14 protein-coding genes are annotated in these 15,106 nt (G+C 63.6%); 7 read left to right on the top strand and 7 right to left on the bottom strand.

All coding sequences use genetic code 11. From position 1 onward, the window contains the following. Positions 1 to 13 precede the first annotated feature (13 nt). From GGQ88_RS12195 to dusB, 3 genes are read right to left on the bottom strand one after another with little or no spacing between them, the layout of a single operon-like run. Positions 14 to 1,450, bottom strand: coding sequence for a sigma-54-dependent transcriptional regulator (locus GGQ88_RS12195; protein WP_183613582.1), 1,437 nt, complete (start codon positions 1,448 to 1,450; stop codon positions 14 to 16). Positions 1,451 to 1,452: 2 nt separating this feature from the next. Next, positions 1,453 to 2,571 (bottom strand): two-component system sensor histidine kinase NtrB, encoded by a 1,119-nt coding sequence (locus GGQ88_RS12200; protein WP_183613584.1) that lies wholly within the window; start codon positions 2,569 to 2,571, stop codon positions 1,453 to 1,455. Continuing rightward, entirely contained in the window at positions 2,568 to 3,620 is a 1,053-nt protein-coding gene (gene dusB / locus GGQ88_RS12205; protein WP_183613586.1) for a tRNA dihydrouridine synthase DusB, read from the bottom strand. Before dusB ends, GGQ88_RS12200 begins: the two co-directional genes overlap by 4 nt. Before the next feature lie 102 nt (positions 3,621 to 3,722). Between dusB and GGQ88_RS12210 the strand changes: the two genes are divergently transcribed. Genes GGQ88_RS12210 through GGQ88_RS12220 form a run of 3 tightly spaced genes read left to right on the top strand, consistent with a single transcriptional unit; the run spans position 3,723 to position 5,950 of the window. Continuing rightward, positions 3,723 to 4,883: a bifunctional 2-C-methyl-D-erythritol 4-phosphate cytidylyltransferase/2-C-methyl-D-erythritol 2,4-cyclodiphosphate synthase gene (locus GGQ88_RS12210; RefSeq protein WP_183613588.1), complete on the top strand. Its 1,161-nt coding sequence runs from the start codon at positions 3,723 to 3,725 to the stop codon at positions 4,881 to 4,883. Positions 4,884 to 4,899: 16 nt separating this feature from the next. Continuing rightward, the gene (locus GGQ88_RS12215; RefSeq protein WP_183613590.1) at positions 4,900 to 5,442 is read left to right on the top strand and encodes a hypothetical protein; all 543 of its coding nucleotides are present in this window, start codon (positions 4,900 to 4,902) and stop codon (positions 5,440 to 5,442) included. Between the two features lie 4 nt (positions 5,443 to 5,446). Continuing rightward, entirely contained in the window at positions 5,447 to 5,950 is a 504-nt protein-coding gene (locus tag GGQ88_RS12220) for a CinA family protein (protein WP_183613592.1), read from the top strand. On the opposite strand, the gene GGQ88_RS12225 is transcribed toward GGQ88_RS12220, so the two are convergent. Together GGQ88_RS12225 and lipA are read right to left on the bottom strand one after the other, a co-directional pair. Further along, on the bottom strand, positions 5,911 to 6,372 hold the full coding sequence (locus GGQ88_RS12225) for an SRPBCC family protein (protein ID WP_183613594.1): 462 nt from the start codon (positions 6,370 to 6,372) through the stop codon (positions 5,911 to 5,913). The two genes, GGQ88_RS12220 and GGQ88_RS12225, sit on opposite strands and share 40 nt — an antisense overlap. Positions 6,373 to 6,388: 16 nt before the next feature. Continuing rightward, positions 6,389 to 7,339 (bottom strand): lipoyl synthase, encoded by a 951-nt coding sequence (gene lipA, locus GGQ88_RS12230; RefSeq protein WP_183613596.1) that lies wholly within the window; start codon positions 7,337 to 7,339, stop codon positions 6,389 to 6,391. Positions 7,340 to 7,404: 65 nt separating this feature from the next. Here lipA and GGQ88_RS12235 point away from each other — a divergent pair, with 65 nt between their 5' ends. Next, positions 7,405 to 8,058, top strand: a complete 654-nt coding sequence (locus tag GGQ88_RS12235) for a carbonic anhydrase (RefSeq protein ID WP_183613598.1) — start codon at positions 7,405 to 7,407, stop codon at positions 8,056 to 8,058. Between the two features lie 78 nt (positions 8,059 to 8,136). Here GGQ88_RS12235 and GGQ88_RS12240 read toward each other — a convergent pair whose 3' ends face one another. Next, the gene (locus GGQ88_RS12240; RefSeq protein WP_183613600.1) at positions 8,137 to 9,477 is read right to left on the bottom strand and encodes a hypothetical protein; all 1,341 of its coding nucleotides are present in this window, start codon (positions 9,475 to 9,477) and stop codon (positions 8,137 to 8,139) included. 305 nt (positions 9,478 to 9,782) lie between these two features. Here GGQ88_RS12240 and gyrA point away from each other — a divergent pair, with 305 nt between their 5' ends. Further along, positions 9,783 to 12,539: a DNA gyrase subunit A gene (gene gyrA / locus GGQ88_RS12245; protein ID WP_183613602.1), complete on the top strand. Its 2,757-nt coding sequence runs from the start codon at positions 9,783 to 9,785 to the stop codon at positions 12,537 to 12,539. After that, on the top strand, positions 12,536 to 12,886 hold the full coding sequence (locus GGQ88_RS12250; protein WP_183613604.1) for a DUF952 domain-containing protein: 351 nt from the start codon (positions 12,536 to 12,538) through the stop codon (positions 12,884 to 12,886). The genes gyrA and GGQ88_RS12250 overlap by 4 nt, the downstream gene beginning before the upstream one ends. A gap of 16 nt (positions 12,887 to 12,902) precedes the next feature. Here the strand turns inward: GGQ88_RS12250 and GGQ88_RS12255 are convergent, their stop codons facing one another. After that, positions 12,903 to 13,610 (bottom strand): lysoplasmalogenase family protein, encoded by a 708-nt coding sequence (locus GGQ88_RS12255; protein ID WP_183613607.1) that lies wholly within the window; start codon positions 13,608 to 13,610, stop codon positions 12,903 to 12,905. A gap of 68 nt (positions 13,611 to 13,678) precedes the next feature. Here GGQ88_RS12255 and trmFO point away from each other — a divergent pair, with 68 nt between their 5' ends. Continuing rightward, positions 13,679 to 15,046, top strand: a complete 1,368-nt coding sequence (gene trmFO, locus GGQ88_RS12260; RefSeq protein ID WP_183613609.1) for a methylenetetrahydrofolate--tRNA-(uracil(54)-C(5))-methyltransferase (FADH(2)-oxidizing) TrmFO — start codon at positions 13,679 to 13,681, stop codon at positions 15,044 to 15,046. Positions 15,047 to 15,106 lie beyond the last annotated feature (60 nt).

Here is a 15,106-nt window from a genome sequence, read left to right on the forward strand (position 1 = left end):
GACGTGATGTGTCTCAGTCTCTGACGAGATAATCCTCGGGCGAAATACCCAGATCGGACAGTCTCTTGCGCAAGGTGTTGCGGTTGATGCCAAGCTGCTGTGCGGCGCGCAACTGGTTGCCACCAGTCTGTGCGAGCACGTTGAGGAACAGTGGCCGTTCGAACGCAGCGAGCGCGGCGTCGTAGATTTCGCCGTGGGGCGGCGCGTTGTCTGTGAGCCATGCCGAAACCGCATAGGCGAGATCGGACGTGGCGGGTGGCGATACGTCATCGATCCGGGGCGACGATGCGCCCTCGGATTGCGTGAGCAATGGCTCGATGGCGACCGCGTCGATCACTTCCTCACGCGCAAGCAGTGCCACGCGATAAATGAAGTTGCGCAGTTCGCGGACGTTACCGCGCCAAGGCTGACGGGCGAGTATTTCCGCGCCGGTGCTCGACAACTGGCGGCGTGGCAGGCCCTCGGTCGCGGCCTTGGCGAGAAAGTGCCGCGACAGGGCTTCGATATCGTCGGTGCGTTCGCGCAAGGGCGGGAGTTCGATGGGGACGACAGCAAGCCGATAGTAAAGATCTTCGCGGAAGGTGCCTGCGGCAATCATCGGCAGGAGATCGCGGTTGGTTGCGGCGACGATGCGGCAATCGAGCGTGATTTCGTCCCGCCCGCCGACGCGACGGACCTTGCCCGATTGAAGCGCGCGCAGCAGGCGTGTCTGCGCCTGCATCGGCATGTCGCCGATCTCGTCGAGGAAAAGCGTACCGCCGCTGGCCTGTTCGAACTTGCCGATGGAGCGGGCGACGGCGCCGGTAAACGCACCCTTTTCGTGACCGAACAGCTCGCTCTCGATCAGTTCTGCGGGGATGGCAGCGGTGTTGACCGCGATGAATGGCCCCGAGCGGCGGTTGCCGAGCTGGTGGATCGCTTCGGCGACGAGCTCCTTGCCCGTGCCGGATTCGCCCAGGATCAGCACGGTCAGGTCGTTGCGCAGGACGCGCGTGATCATGCGATAGACGGCCTGCATCGCGGCGCTGCGACCAACAAGAGGCAAGCCTTGGGTCACGTCCTGCGGCACGTCGATGTCGGTGGCTTCGGCCTTGCCGATGGCCTGCGTTACCGTGCGGATGAGCTCTTCAAGGTCGAACGGCTTGGGAAAGTATTCGAACGCGCCGGTGTCGCTCGCGCGGACTGCGGTGTCGAGCGTGTTCTGCGCCGAAAGTATGATGATCGGCAGCGCGGGATCGGCTTCACGTACGCCGCCGAGGGTTTCGATGCCGTCGCCATCGGTCAGCATCACGTCGGTCAGCAGCAGTTTGTAGTGATGGCGGGCAAGAAAGCGGTCGCGGTCCGCGATGGAATCGCAGCGATCGACTTCAAAGCCCTCGGCTTCGAGCGCAGCGGTGATGACCAGCGCGATCGAGGCATCATCTTCGACGAGGAGAACGCGTTTGGTCATGCTCATCCGGCTACCGAGCCCGCGACGGGAAGATGAATACGGAAATGGGTCCAGCCACCAAGCTCGTCGCGATCATGGGTGATGCGGCCGTTCATTTCGCGCACCAGCTTCTGGACGAGCGCGAGGCCGAGGCCCTGCCCGTTCTTCTTGCCGGTGACAAACGGTTCGAAAATGTGATCTCGCAGCGATGGGTCGATACCCGGACCGTTGTCGGAAATGCGCAACTCGATCGGCAGGCGCAGCGGTTTGCCGCCTGGCCCTGCATGGAGCTGGATGCCGCTGGCGAACCGCGTACGCACGATCATGCGCGGCCTGGCCTGAAAGCGGCAGGCCTCGCGCGCGTTGCTCATCAGATTGAGCATGACCTGCACCAGCGAATCCGGATTTGCCATGATCGGTGGCAGCGAAGGGTCGAACTCCTCCTCGATCGCAACGGGTTCGGGCGCGCCCGCTGCGATGACGGCCTGCGCGCGGCGTACGGCCTCGTGCAGGTTGCATGACTGCGCCGGTTCAGCGCGACGGCGCGAAAGCGATTGCATCTGGTCGATCAGCTTGGCGATACGATCGACTTCGGCGGTGATCAGCCCAGTCATCGCGCGGTCGCTTTCCGACAGTTTTCGGTCGAGCAGCTGGGCCGCGCCGCGAATGCCGGCCAGCGGGTTTTTGATTTCGTGGGCGAGCACGTCGGGCGCGCGCAGGGCGATGCCCTCGCCCCCGCCCGCGCCGCGCCCATCGCCCGAAAGCGCTTCGACGCCGACGCCTTCGTGCAGCATCAGCAGTTGCCATCCGGGGCAATGGGTCACCGGGCTGGTCATCACGTCGAACGGACGCGGGGCCTGACCGCGAATGTGGACGCGCACACCGCGCGCGAACAACTGCGCCTCGCCTTCAGCCAGTCTGCCGAGGATCAGCGGCTCGTCGAATTCGAACAGTTCGGCGACCGACTTGCCGATCAGGCGGCGCGCTCCCTGCCCGAGAAGTTGCTCGGCAGCGGGATTGACCGCCTGGACGATCAGGTCTGGATCGAGTTGCAGCAGCGCGAGCGGGAGGCTGGCGACGACGCGCTTGGGATCGGGCTTTTGCCCGGCCTCCTGCCTGCGCCAGTCGGGAAGCGCGATCATGCGGCTGCGCGCCGCTCCGCCACAGCATCGCCCGAGGCAAGCTGGTGCTCGATTGCGCGGCCGTAGAACTCGGCGAGGCTGGCGACCACCGCTTCGGGGTCGTCGATGAAGTTGACCTTGTTGCGGAAATCGGCCGAGCCGTGAAGGCCCTTGGTGTACCAACCGAGGTGCTTGCGCGCCATGTTGACACCGGTGATCGCGCCGTAATGTTCCTGCATCGCCTGGTAGTGTTCGATGATCAGGGCGTATTGTTCAGGCAGGGTCGGATCGGCGAGGCGTTCGCCGGTGCGCAGCCAATGCATGACCTGGCCGAGCAACCAGGGCCGCCCATAGGCGCCGCGCCCGATCATCACGCCGTCTGCGCCGCTCTGCTCGATGGCGGTGGCAACGTCCTCGATCGCACAGATGTCGCCGTTGACGAGAACCGGTACGGTCACGGCTTCCTTGACGCGGCGGACGAAGGCCCAGTCTGCGCTGCCCTTGTAGAGCTGGTTGCGGGTGCGACCATGGATGGTGATCAGCTTTGCGCCGATGTCTTGCGCGATGCGCGCGAGTTCCGGTGCGTTGAGGCTATCGTGGCACCAGCCCATGCGCATCTTGACGGTGACGGGGACATTGACCGCCTTGACCGTCGCCTCGATCAGGCGGGTGGCGAGCGGGATGTCGCGCATCAGCGCGGACCCGGCGTCGCCGTTAACGACCTTGCGCACCGGGCAGCCCATGTTGATGTCGATGATTGCAGCGCCCTTGTCCTCGGACAGCTTGGCCGCCTCGGCCATCTGTTCGGGATCGCAGCCAACGAGTTGCATCGACACGGGCTCCTCGATCGGGTGCCACGCGGCTTTCTGGATCGACTGGCGCGTCTCGCGGATCGCGGCGGGGCTGGCGATCATCTCGGTCACGTTGAGGCCTGAGCCGAAACGGCGAACGATCGTGCGGAACGGCAGGTCGGACACGCCAGTCATCGGCGCGAGCACGACCGGGCAATCGACCGTGACCGGGCCGATCTGGATAGGCTGAAGCTGGGGCGGGACCGGGACGTGCGACATTGGGGACATCTGCCTAAAAAACAGGCACGCGCTTAGTCGATTGTCGGCATTGCGGCAAGGCTGTTGCTCCGTCGGCCCATGCGCTGGTAGAGGCAGCGCGCAATGGATGGCTCCCCTTCCCCCACCGGACCGAAAGTTGCCGCAGTCGTCGTCGCTGCGGGAAAGGGCCTGCGCACAGGCGGCGCAGTGCCAAAGCAGTTCGTGATGTGGCGGGGCAAGCCGTTGGTGCGCCATTCGGTAGAAGCGCTGGTTGCGGCGGGAATCGCACCCGTGGTGGTGGCTATTCCCGAAGGCTGGGACGAAGTTGCGGCGGACTGTCTTGCTGGAATCGCTGGAGTTCGACGGATTCGTGGCGGTGATACGCGGCAGGATTCGGTGCGTCTGGCGCTTGAGTCGCTGGAGGTAGACGCCCCGGCGCGGGTGCTGATCCACGATGCTGCGCGGCCCGTGCTGCCTCGGGTGGTGATCCATGCGTTGCTGGCCGCCCTTGAGACGAGCTCTGCGGCGATTCCGGTGCTGCCGGTGGTCGACAGTCTGGTGCGCGGTGAGGCTGGCGCCATGGCGGCGGCGGTTTCGCGCGATGGGCTATTTCGCGTGCAGACCCCTCAGGCGTTCGATTTTGCGGCGATTCTTGCGGCTCACCGTGGCTGGCAGGGCGCGACCGATGCGGGTGACGATGCACAAGTTGCGGTTGCTGCAGGTCTTGTCGTGGCGCTGACGGTTGGGGACGAGGCCTTGCGCAAGGTGACGTTTGCAGCCGATCTTGAGGAAACGGAAATGAGCGTGTTGCCGCGAACGGGCATGGGCTTCGACGTTCACCGTCTGGTTGAAGGTGAGGAACTGTGGCTTTGCGGGGTGCACATCCCCCACGGCAAGGGCCTGTCGGGACATTCGGATGCCGACGTCGCGATCCATGCGCTGGTCGATGCGTTGCTCGGCGCGATTGCTGCCGGCGACATCGGTGACCACTTCCCGCCGTCCGATCCGCAATGGAAAGGTGCCTCGTCCGATCGATTTCTGGCTCACGCGGGGCATTTGGTGGCCGAGGCTGGGTGCCGGATTGCGCACATCGATGTGACGATCATCTGCGAGGCCCCGAAGATCGGACCGCACAAGCTTGAAATGCGTCAGGCGCTCGCCCGGATTCTCGGGATTGACTTGGGCGCGGTCTCGGTCAAGGCGACGACCACCGAACGTCTGGGCCTGACCGGTCGTGGCGAAGGTATCGCGGCACAGGCTGTGGCGACGGTGGTCGCGGTTTGAACCGCTGGAGATTGACGTGATGACGCTTTCCCGGAAAGTCTTTTTAGCGGCGGCCGGACTGGCGCTGGCGCAAGTGCAAATGGCCCATGCAGCAGAATGTCTCAACGAGGGCGAAGTAGGCTCGCTGGTCGGTTATGCGCTGCCCTCAGTGATCGAAGGCGCGATGACGGCATGCAAGCCACATCTGGCGCCCACCGGCTTCTTTGCGACGCGCGGAAGCGAATTTGCCGGGCGATATGCCTCGCGCAAGCAGGCCAACTGGCCGGGCGCGAAGAGCGCTTTTCTCAAGCTGGGATCGGCCAAGGATCCTTCGCTCAACAAGACCATCGGTGCCCTGCCCGATAGTGCGTTGCAACCTTTCGTCGAGGCGATGGTTTCGGAAATGGTGGGCGGCGAAATCAAGCCGGATCAGTGCACCGCGATCGAACGCGGCGTGCGGATCCTGTCGCCTCTGCCGGCCGAGAACACGGCTGAATTGATCACTTTCGTGCTGGTGATGGCGGACAAGCCAAAAGCCGGCAAGACCTCGTCCCTCCCTATCTGCAAGGCTGCGAACTAACCTCATGGACAGCCTGCTTCCTGCCGAGATCGGCGAACTTGCCCGGCGGGTGATCGAAGAGAATGCCGCGCTGGGACGCAAGGTGGCGGTGGCCGAGAGTTGCACCGGCGGGCTTGTGGCAGCGGCGTTGACCGAAGTCTCCGGCAGTTCGGCAGTCCTCGACCGGGGCTTCGTGACCTACTCGAACGAAGCCAAAATGCAGATGCTCGGCGTGTCGGAGGATGTGATCGACACCTTTGGCGCGGTGTCGATCGCGGTCGCGTGGTCGATGGCGCAAGGCGCGTTGAAGAAGTCGGGCGCGGACGTTGCGGTGGCAATCACCGGCGTGGCGGGGCCGGACGGTGGATCGGAGCAGAAGCCGGTGGGGACAGTCGTCTTCGCCTGCGCCAAGCGCAACGAAGATCCCGAGACGACGAATGCTGAATTGAAGTACTTCGAGGATGCCAAGACCCGCGCCGAAGTGCGCTTTCAGGCGACGCTGGTGGCGCTGGAACTGCTGCTGCCGTAAAGCTGTTCGGCCCGCTTTTCGAACGCGGCGACCATCTTGCGGAATGCGGCATCAAGGTACTGTCCGGCCAGCTTTTCGAAGATCGCGTTGCGGAAGGTGAAGTCCACCGAAAAGTCGATCCGGCATCCGCCGTTCGGGTTGGGCGTGAACGTCCAGTCGTTGGCCAGTTGCTTGAGCGGTCCGTCGATGTATTCGACCTTGATAGATGACGGCCGGTCCTTGACCACGCGCGAAGTGAACTTTTCGCGCAGGGCGCTAAAGCCGACGAGCATGTCGGCGATCATCACGTCGTCGCTGTCCGACTTGACGCGGGTGGCGACGACCCATGGCAGGAATTCGGCATAGCGGCGCACATCGGCGACGAGGTCGAACATCTGGTCTGCCGACCACGGCAGTTCCCGGGTCTGATCAATGCGCGGCACGATCTTGTGTCCTGCTTCAGGCCTTTTGCGCGGCCTTGGCGAGTTGCGCTTCGCGTGCGGCGCGCATCTGGCGGAAATCATCGCCGGCGTGATAGCTGGAGCGGGTCAACGGGCTGGCGGCGACTTGCAGAAAGCCCTTGGCGCGCGCGATCGCGCCATAGGCGTCGAATGCCTTGGGTGGCACGAACTCGATTACCTTAGTGTGCTTGGGCGTCGGCTGGAGATACTGGCCCATCGTCAGGAAGTCGATCTGCGCGCTGCGCATGTCGTCCATGACCTGGTGCACCTCGAGCCGCTGTTCGCCCAGGCCGAGCATAACGCCCGACTTGGTGAACAGCCGCGGATCGTGGCGCTTGACCTGTTCGAGCAGCCGCAGCGAGGCGTAGTAGCGCGCGCCGGGACGGATCGTGGGATAGAGCCGCGGTACGGTTTCGAGGTTATGGTTGTAGACGTCGGGACCTGCATCGACGATCGCCTCGACTGCGGCTTCCATCTTGTTGCGGAAATCGGGAGTCAGGATTTCGATGGTCGTGTTCGGAGTCGTCTCGCGCAGCGCCTTGATCACCTTGACGAAGTGGCCTGCGCCACCGTCGGGAAGGTCATCGCGGTCGACCGAGGTAATGACGATGTGCTCAAGGCCAAGCTTTGCTGCGGCGGTCGCCACGTTCATCGGTTCGAGCGGATCGACTGCGCGCGGCATGCCGGTCTTGACGTTGCAGAAGGCGCAGGCGCGGGTGCAGACGTCGCCGAGAATCATGACGGTCGCGTGCTTCTTGGTCCAGCATTCGCCGATGTTCGGACAGGCCGCTTCCTCGCACACCGTATTGAGGCCGAGTTCGCGCATCAGGTTGCGCGTTTCACCGTAACCCTTGCTGGTCGGCGCCTTGACGCGAATCCAGTCAGGCTTGCGCTGGCGTTCGGTCGTATTTGCGGGGCGGAGTGCGGGCGATATCGTGGTCTCGGTCATGCCGCCCAGATAAGCCTAACTTCATGCACTTGAAAGACCCAATCTATGCGGGCATTAGCTCGCTCATGACCCAGGCCCCCACACCCGATCTCGACCGGCTGATCGCCGGATACCACCGCTTCCGCACACACGGATGGACGCCGAATCTGGAGCGTTGGAAGGAACTTGGCGACAGGCAAGAGCCCAAGGTGATGGTCATTGCCTGCTCCGATAGCCGGGTCGATCCTGCACAAATCTTCGATGTCGACCCCGGTGAAATCTTCGTGGTGCGCAATGTCGCAGCAATGGTCCCGCCGTTCGAGACGACCCCGGGCCGTCACGGCGTGTCGGCAGCGCTGGAATTTGCGGTACAGGTGCTCAAGGTCAAGGAAATCGTCGTAATGGGCCACGGTCTTTGCGGCGGTGCCCAAGCGGCACTGACGCAGAGCCTCAAGGGCACGGTACCGGGCGAAGGCGGCTTTATCGCGGACTGGATCGCGCTGCTCGATGATGTCCGCGAGGATGTGGTCCACCAGCACGGAACCACCGGGCGCGATGCCGAACGTGCGATGGAACAGGCCGGCGTCCGCGCCAGCCTTGCAAACCTGCGGACCTTCCCGTGCATTCAGCGCAAGGAGGCCAGCGGCGAGCTTCATCTGCGCGGCGCGTTTTTTGCGATCTCGGACGGATTGCTGCACGTGCTGGACGAAACGACGGGTGAGTTTGCGCCGATCGATTGATCCTGCGATGACCCGGATATGAAAAAGGGCGGCCCGCGAAGGCCGCCCTTTTGGTATTCAGCGTCTGCGAGCGCGATCTTACGATTGCTCAGGCGCTGCCGCATTGGGCTGGAGCTGGGTGCTGGCATAGGCCGACCACAGCCGCGCCAGCGGAGCGCGAGTGGCGTTGGTGACCTGACCGAAAGACGCCTTGGCTTCGGCAAACTTCTTCTGGTCGATCTGGGCGATGCCCATGCGCATCACCGCGCGATCCTTGTCGATGCCGCCCTTGGCGATCGCCATCGCGTACATTTCCTCAGCCTTGGCGGCGTCGTCGTACGAAAGGTAGGCGTCAGCCATAGCCAGCGCGCTCTTGCCGTCCTTGCCAGCGCGGGCTTCGCGGTCGAGCGCAGGCAGCGAGGCCTTGTCCGGCCCGATGCGACCCTTGGCCTGGCTTATCGCGTCGGCCACAAACTGATCGCTTGCACTCAATACGCCCGCGGCGACGCCCATGTTAGCGACCTTCAGCACTTCGCCGGGAAGACGACGCGGATCGGCTGCCTCGATATATTCGACGTATTCACGCTCAACGAACTTCTTTTCGTTGTTGAGGCCGCCCGTACGGAGCAACAGCCGACCAAGGTCCAGCGATTCCTGGTTGGTAAACGACCCGAACTCGCGCACCAGTTGTCCTGCACCTAGCCAGTTCAGCGCTGAGGGCTCATTCTCGACCATCAGCGTCGACCATTCGATCGCCTGCGGGCCAAGCTTGTTGGTATAGGCGATCACGTTGGCACGCTTGTACCAGCTATTGGGCACGGCACCGCCGGCAGCCTTGCGCGCAGCGACGGCAGCCTTCAACGCTTCGAGCGCCTGGGCATGCTGGCCCTGCTGCGAATAGCCATCAGCAAGAAGCTCGGCTGCAGTGTCGTCCTTGAAGTTCGCCTGAACGACAGGAGTCAGCGCACTGACGACGGTTGCGTAATCCTTGTTCGCATAGGCGAAGTTGCCGAGATAGAACTGATATTCCGTCAGGTTTGCGGCAGGGACCTGGCCGCTGTCGAGCATGTTCTTGACGCCACGCTGGCGCATCTTGGTATCGTTCAGGACGCCGCCGATGCTGACCGCCCAGCCACCCGCCGCCATGCGATCCAGCGGGGTCTGAATTGCAGCTTCGGCTGCTGCGAGTTCAGCCGTTGCATTGCCGAGCAGCGCCTTCTGCGCTTCAGGCGTGGCACCCGACTTCTTTGCAGCGTCGAGCGCGCCCACGGTCTTCTGGATTGGCGTGGCAGCGGCAACGAACTCCTTGGAATACGATCCCTTCTGCTCCTTGGGGGCCTTTTCCTTGGCGACGGCTGAGGTCGCGCCGACCGTCAGCATGCCGGCCGAGAGCGCAAGGGCCATTGCGGTCTTGCCGATCAACCCGAAAGAACTACGCATAGAAATCGTCTCCTGTCTGACCGGATGCGAAGGCAAGGTAACCCCTGCCCGGTACGCATGTTTGTCCGGTATCCTCTCAACCAAGGTCAGTCCCGCTAGTGGCGCGGAAACCGGACCTTTGCAACGGGGAGATAGCTATCCTTTTTAGCTTGAACGGCGATTGAATGGCGTATCGTCCGAATATTCAGGCAGTCTGTCGCAAGTGTGGAAAATCCGGGCGATTCAGCGCCCGTTGCTGGCTTTGGGCAACCAATTGTCCTAGTGCCTCGGGGTATCCCTATTAACAGAAGCGAAAAGCCACCACCGTGAGCGACGACACCACGATCATCGACCCCCCCGCTCCTTCGCCGGATGGCGAATTCCAGCGGATCGACATCGTCGACGAGATGAAGACCAGCTACCTCGATTACGCAATGAGCGTGATCGTGAGCCGGGCGCTGCCGGACGTGCGCGACGGGTTGAAGCCGGTCCATCGCCGAATCCTGTGGACGAGCCATGAGAACGGGTTCGTTTCGACCAAGGCCTATCGCAAGTCGGCGCGCATCGTCGGCGATTGCATGGGCAAGTATCACCCGCACGGCGACAGTGCGATCTACGATGCCCTGGCGCGCATGACGCAGGACTGGTCGATGCGGCTGCCGCTGATCGACGGTCAGGGCAACTTCGGTTCGATGGACCCCGATCCGCCGGCGTCGATGCGTTACACCGAGGCGCGGCTTGCAAAAGTCGCGGATTCGCTGCTGGGCGACATCGAGAAGGACACGGTCGACTTTACCCCGAACTACGACGGGTCGGAGCACGAACCGCAGGTCTTGCCAGCGCGCTTCCCCAACCTGCTGGTTAACGGTGCTGGCGGCATCGCGGTCGGCATGGCGACGAACATTCCGCCGCACAATCTGGGCGAAGTGATCGACGGTTGCCTCGCCTATATGGAGAACCCACTGATCACGATCGACGAGTTGATCGAGATCATTCCAGCTCCCGACTTTCCGACAGCGCCGTTGATCCTTGGCACTTCGGGCGCGCGCAAGGCCTATCATGAAGGCCGCGGTTCGATCATCATGCGCGCGCGGCACAAGGTTGAGGAAAACCGGGGCGACCGTCGCGCGATCGTGCTTACGTCGATCCCCTATCAGGTCGGCAAGTCCGGTCTTGTCGAAAAGCTGGCCGAGGCCGCCAAGGACAAGCGAATCGAGGGTGTTTCGGACATCCGCGACGAGTCCAACCGTGAAGGCGTGCGCGTCGTCATCGAGCTGAAGCGCGATGCGACGCCCGAAGTGGTGCTCAACCAAATCTGGCGCAACACGCCCGCGCAATCGAGCTTCCCCGCCAACATGCTGGCGATTCGCGGCGGCCGTCCCGAGGTCCTGAACCTCAAGGACATCATCGAGGCGTTCGTCCGCTTCCGTGAGGAAGTGATCACGCGGCGTACCAAGTTCGAGCTGAACAAGGCACGCGACCGGGCGCACATCTTGCTCGGTCTCGTGGTTGCGGTGAGCAATCTCGACGAAGTGGTACGGATCATTCGCGGATCGCCCAACCCGGCGACGGCGCGCGAAAAGTTGATCGCGCGCGAATGGCCGATGGGCGACATAGCGCCCTACATCCGTCTGGTCGAGGCAATCGAGGACATCGGCACGGCGGGCGATGCCACCTACCGCCTGTCCGAAACGCAGGTTCGCGCGATTCTCGATCTGCGGCTGCACCGGCTCACGGCTCTCGGCCGTGACGAGATCGGCGGCGAGCTGGAAGGTCTGGCGGTAGCGATCGCCGGATATCTCGCAATTCTGGCCGACCGCGAGAAGCTGTTCGAGGTCATGCGCCAGGAACTGATCGAAGTGCGCGCCGCTTTTGCGACGCCGCGCCTGTCCGAGATCACCGCGCCTGCCGACGGTATCGAGGACGAAGACCTGATCGAGCGCGAGGACATGGTCGTCACGATCACCCTCGACGGCTATATCAAGCGCACGCCGCTCTCGACCTTCCGCGCGCAGAACCGGGGCGGCAAAGGCCGTTCGGGGATGGCGACAAAGGAAGAAGATGCCGTGGCGACGATGTTCGTCACCAGCACGCATACGCCGGTGCTGTTCTTCTCGACCAAGGGCAAGGTCTATCGCCTGAAGGTGTGGCGCCTGCCCGAGGGCGGGCCGACCACACGCGGACGCCCGGTAATCAACCTGTTGCCCGCGCTCGACAAGGACGAGACGATCGCGACCGTGCTGCCGCTGCCCGAGGACGAGGCGGAATGGGGCGCGCTGTCGGTGGTGTTCGCGACGGCCAAGGGCAACGTGCGGCGCAATTCGATGGATGCGTTTGCGAACATCCCGTCGAACGGCAAGTTCGCGATGAAGTTCGAAGAGGACAGCGCGGATCGCCTCATCGGCGTGGCACTGCTCAACCATACCGACGACGTGCTGCTGGCAACGCGCGCAGGCAAGGCGATTCGCTTTGCCGGTGACGAAGTGCGTGAGTTCACCAGTCGCACTTCGACTGGTGTACGCGGCATGACGCTGAAGGGTGACGACGAGGTGATCTCGCTGTCGATTCTGCACCGCGTGGGCGCCTCGCCTGAAGAGCGTGAGGAATATCTGCGCTACGCTCCGTGGAAGGGTGAAAAGGAAGGCGAGATGGCCGACCAGGAGCGCTATGCCTTCATGGCAGAGCGCGAGCAGTTCATCCTGACGGTTTGCGCCAACGGCTACGGCAAGATGTCGTCTGCCTACGAGTATCGTCGTACGGGTCGTGGTGGTCAAGGCATCACCAATATCGACAACATCGCGCGTAACGGTCCGGTGGTTGCGAGCTTCCCGGCGGTGCAGGCCGATCAGCTGATGCTGGTGACCGATCAGGCCAAGTTGATCCGTCTGCCGCTGGTATCGCTGCGCGTGATCGGACGCGGGTCTGCGGGCGTGCGGCTGTTCACGGTTGCGGACAGCGAGCACGTGGTCAGCGCGGTGCGGCTGCTCGAGGATCCTGAAGTGGTCGAGGACGTCGGTGCAGAGGTGGATCAGGCTGATCCCGATGTCGGCGACGCTGTTGACGACGAGGGTGCTACGGAATGAGCGAGCAGTCGACTGTCGCTTACAAGGTGCTCACGGCGGCGCAGATGGCCGAGCTTGAGACCGGCGTGTTCAAGGGCGCGCAGGTCGATCTGGCCGATGGCTACATCCACCTGTCGACCGCTGCGCAACTGACCGAGACGGTCGACAAGCACTTTGTCGGGCAGGATGATCTGCACGTGGTCGCGGTGGACCTGGAAGCGCTGGGCGATGCGGTGAAGTGGGAAGCATCACGCGGGGGGCAGCTATTTCCGCATATATACGGCGACCTGCCGCTAAGCGCGGCGGTAGCTTACGGCCCGTTGGAGCGCGACGAGGCTAATGGGGTCAAGTTGCCGGTAGCGGGTTGAACGCCCCCGGTCCGCGTCATTCCCGCCTGCGCGGGAACCCAGCTCTGCCCTCGCCACTTGATTCCCGCCTGCGCGGGAATGACGAAGGGACGGTCTGCAGTGTCTTGATGGCGCCGGTGCAGATCAGGAACTGGCCGAAATAATACAGCGGCCAGATCAGCAGGCCGGGTATGACGCTCGTGGCCAGCGGGCCCATTCGCGCGAAGATCAGCAGGTCCGACGCAACGAACAGCATTGCGCCTGTTCCCACGCGATAACGCGGGAAGCTGCTTATCCAGGCGGCGGCGGCCATCCCAGCGAGGCTGAGGGCGTAAAAGGTGACATCGACGGCGTGGGTCAGTTGCCATGTGATCAGCGGCACTCCGAGCAACGTCGCGATGGCGGCGGCCTTCTGGCTCCCAGTCGGCGCTGGCCGACGATTTTTCAGGTACAGCGTGATCGCGGCGAGATGGCCGAGCATGAAAGCGAGCGCCCCAGCGGTGAAGTTCACTTCAAGCGCTACATCCCCGATCGCGCCCAGCGCCATGACCAGCGCCAGCAGATGCGCATTGCGCGAGGGATGGTGCGCCCACGCGTAGGCCGCCAGGAACGCAACGCCCGCGCCTTTCCATGCGATCAGAAACAGACCGGGAGTATGGCCCTTGGCGGCGAGCCAGTAGCTGACGCCTGCGATCAGGCTGGCTACCAGCCACGGTCGTTTCTCGATCAGCGCGCGTTTTGGCACAGGCCCCCTTCCCTAACGGACTTCGGTCGGTCTTGCCGCAACGGCGCTGCAATGCCAAGGGCTTGAGCATGGCACATCAGGTACACATCATCGGCGGCGGCATGGCCGGAAGCGAAGCGGCGTGGCAGTTGGCGCGCCGCGGCGTGCACGTGCGCCTTTCGGAGATGCGCGGGGGCGGCGATACCACTGCGGCGCACAACAGCGACGGGTTGGCCGAACTGGTGTGCTCGAATTCGTTCCGATCCGACGATCATGAGAAGAATGCTGTCGGTCTGCTGCATCATGAAATGCGCGGGTGCGACAGCCTGCTGATGGCTGCGGCCGAGAAGGCGCGCGTGCCTGCAGGTTCGGCGCTGGCGGTGGATCGCGAGGTGTTTTCGGCGGCGGTTGAGGAAGCATTGGCCGCGCAGCCGACGTTGGAGATCGTGCGCGAGCGCGTGGACGTGCTGCCGTCCGATGGCTTGACGATCGTCGCGACCGGACCGTTGACCGCTCCTGCCCTCGCATCGAGTATCGGCGCGGCGACGGGCGCGGACAGCCTGGCATTTTTCGATGCGATAGCACCGATCGTCTATCGTGACAGCATCGACATGGACGTAGCGTGGATGGCATCGCGCTGGGACAAGGGCGCCGAAGCCTCGATCGCGCTAGGCGGCGACGGGCGCGACTACATCAACTGTCCGATGACGCGTGAGCAGTACGAGAATTTCCATGCAGAGCTGATCGCGGGCGAAAAGACCGAGTTCAAGGAGTGGGAGGCGAACACCCCCTACTTCGACGCTTGCATGCCGGTCGAGGTGATGGCGGCGCGCGGGATCGAGACGCTGCGCTATGGCCCGATGAAGCCGGTGGGCCTCGACAATCCGCACTGGGCGACCCCGGAGCATCCAAACGGGCGCTGGCCTTATGCGGTGGTGCAGTTGCGCCAGGACAACAAGCTGGGCACGCTTTGGAACATGGTCGGCTTCCAGACCAAGCTGAAGCATGCCGAGCAGGTGCGCGTGTTCCGGACGATTCCGGGGCTGGAGAACGCGGAGTTCGCGCGGCTTGGCGGGCTGCACCGCAATACGTTTCTCAACTCGCCGACGCTGCTTGATCGGCAGTTGCGGCTGAAGTCGGCGCCACACATCCGCTTTGCCGGGCAGATCACTGGATGCGAGGGCTATGTCGAGAGTGCGTCGGTCGGGATGCTGGCGGGCTTGATGACGGCGGCGCAGATCGCCGGTCGCGACTGGACGCCGCCCCCGCGCACGACTGCGTTGGGCGCATTGCTTTCGCACATTACCGGTGATGCCGAGGCGGAGACCTATCAGCCGATGAACGTGAACTTCGGGCTGTTTCCGCCGTTGCATGGCGTAAAGAAGAAGGCCCGCAAGGAGGCTTATACCGAGCGGGGCAAGGCTGACATGGCGGGGTGGTTGGCCACTTTGGGGTAGCGGACAGGCCCTCCCCGACCCCTCCCGCAGGCGGGAGGGGAGTTTATTGATGGCCCTCCC

Origin of the sequence: Novosphingobium hassiacum (genome assembly GCF_014196055.1) — a bacterium.
Taxonomy (GTDB): Bacteria; Pseudomonadota; Alphaproteobacteria; order Sphingomonadales; family Sphingomonadaceae; genus Novosphingobium; species Novosphingobium hassiacum.

What these genes read in the sequence shown, in the direction of transcription:
- GGQ88_RS12195 (WP_183613582.1), bottom strand. Translation starts at nt 1,450, where the DNA reads ATGACCAAACGCGTTCTCCTCGTCGAAGATGATGCCTCGATCGCGCTG.
- GGQ88_RS12200 (WP_183613584.1), bottom strand. Translation starts at nt 2,571, where the DNA reads ATGATCGCGCTTCCCGACTGGCGCAGGCAGGAGGCCGGGCAAAAGCCC.
- dusB (WP_183613586.1), bottom strand. Translation starts at nt 3,620, where the DNA reads ATGTCGCACGTCCCGGTCCCGCCCCAGCTTCAGCCTATCCAGATCGGC.
- GGQ88_RS12210 (WP_183613588.1), top strand. Translation starts at nt 3,723, where the DNA reads ATGGATGGCTCCCCTTCCCCCACCGGACCGAAAGTTGCCGCAGTCGTC.
- GGQ88_RS12220 (WP_183613592.1), top strand. Translation starts at nt 5,447, where the DNA reads ATGGACAGCCTGCTTCCTGCCGAGATCGGCGAACTTGCCCGGCGGGTG.
- lipA (WP_183613596.1), bottom strand. Translation starts at nt 7,339, where the DNA reads ATGACCGAGACCACGATATCGCCCGCACTCCGCCCCGCAAATACGACC.
- GGQ88_RS12235 (WP_183613598.1), top strand. Translation starts at nt 7,405, where the DNA reads ATGACCCAGGCCCCCACACCCGATCTCGACCGGCTGATCGCCGGATAC.
- GGQ88_RS12240 (WP_183613600.1), bottom strand. Translation starts at nt 9,477, where the DNA reads ATGCGTAGTTCTTTCGGGTTGATCGGCAAGACCGCAATGGCCCTTGCG.
- GGQ88_RS12250 (WP_183613604.1), top strand. Translation starts at nt 12,536, where the DNA reads ATGAGCGAGCAGTCGACTGTCGCTTACAAGGTGCTCACGGCGGCGCAG.
- trmFO (WP_183613609.1), top strand. Translation starts at nt 13,679, where the DNA reads ATGGCACATCAGGTACACATCATCGGCGGCGGCATGGCCGGAAGCGAA.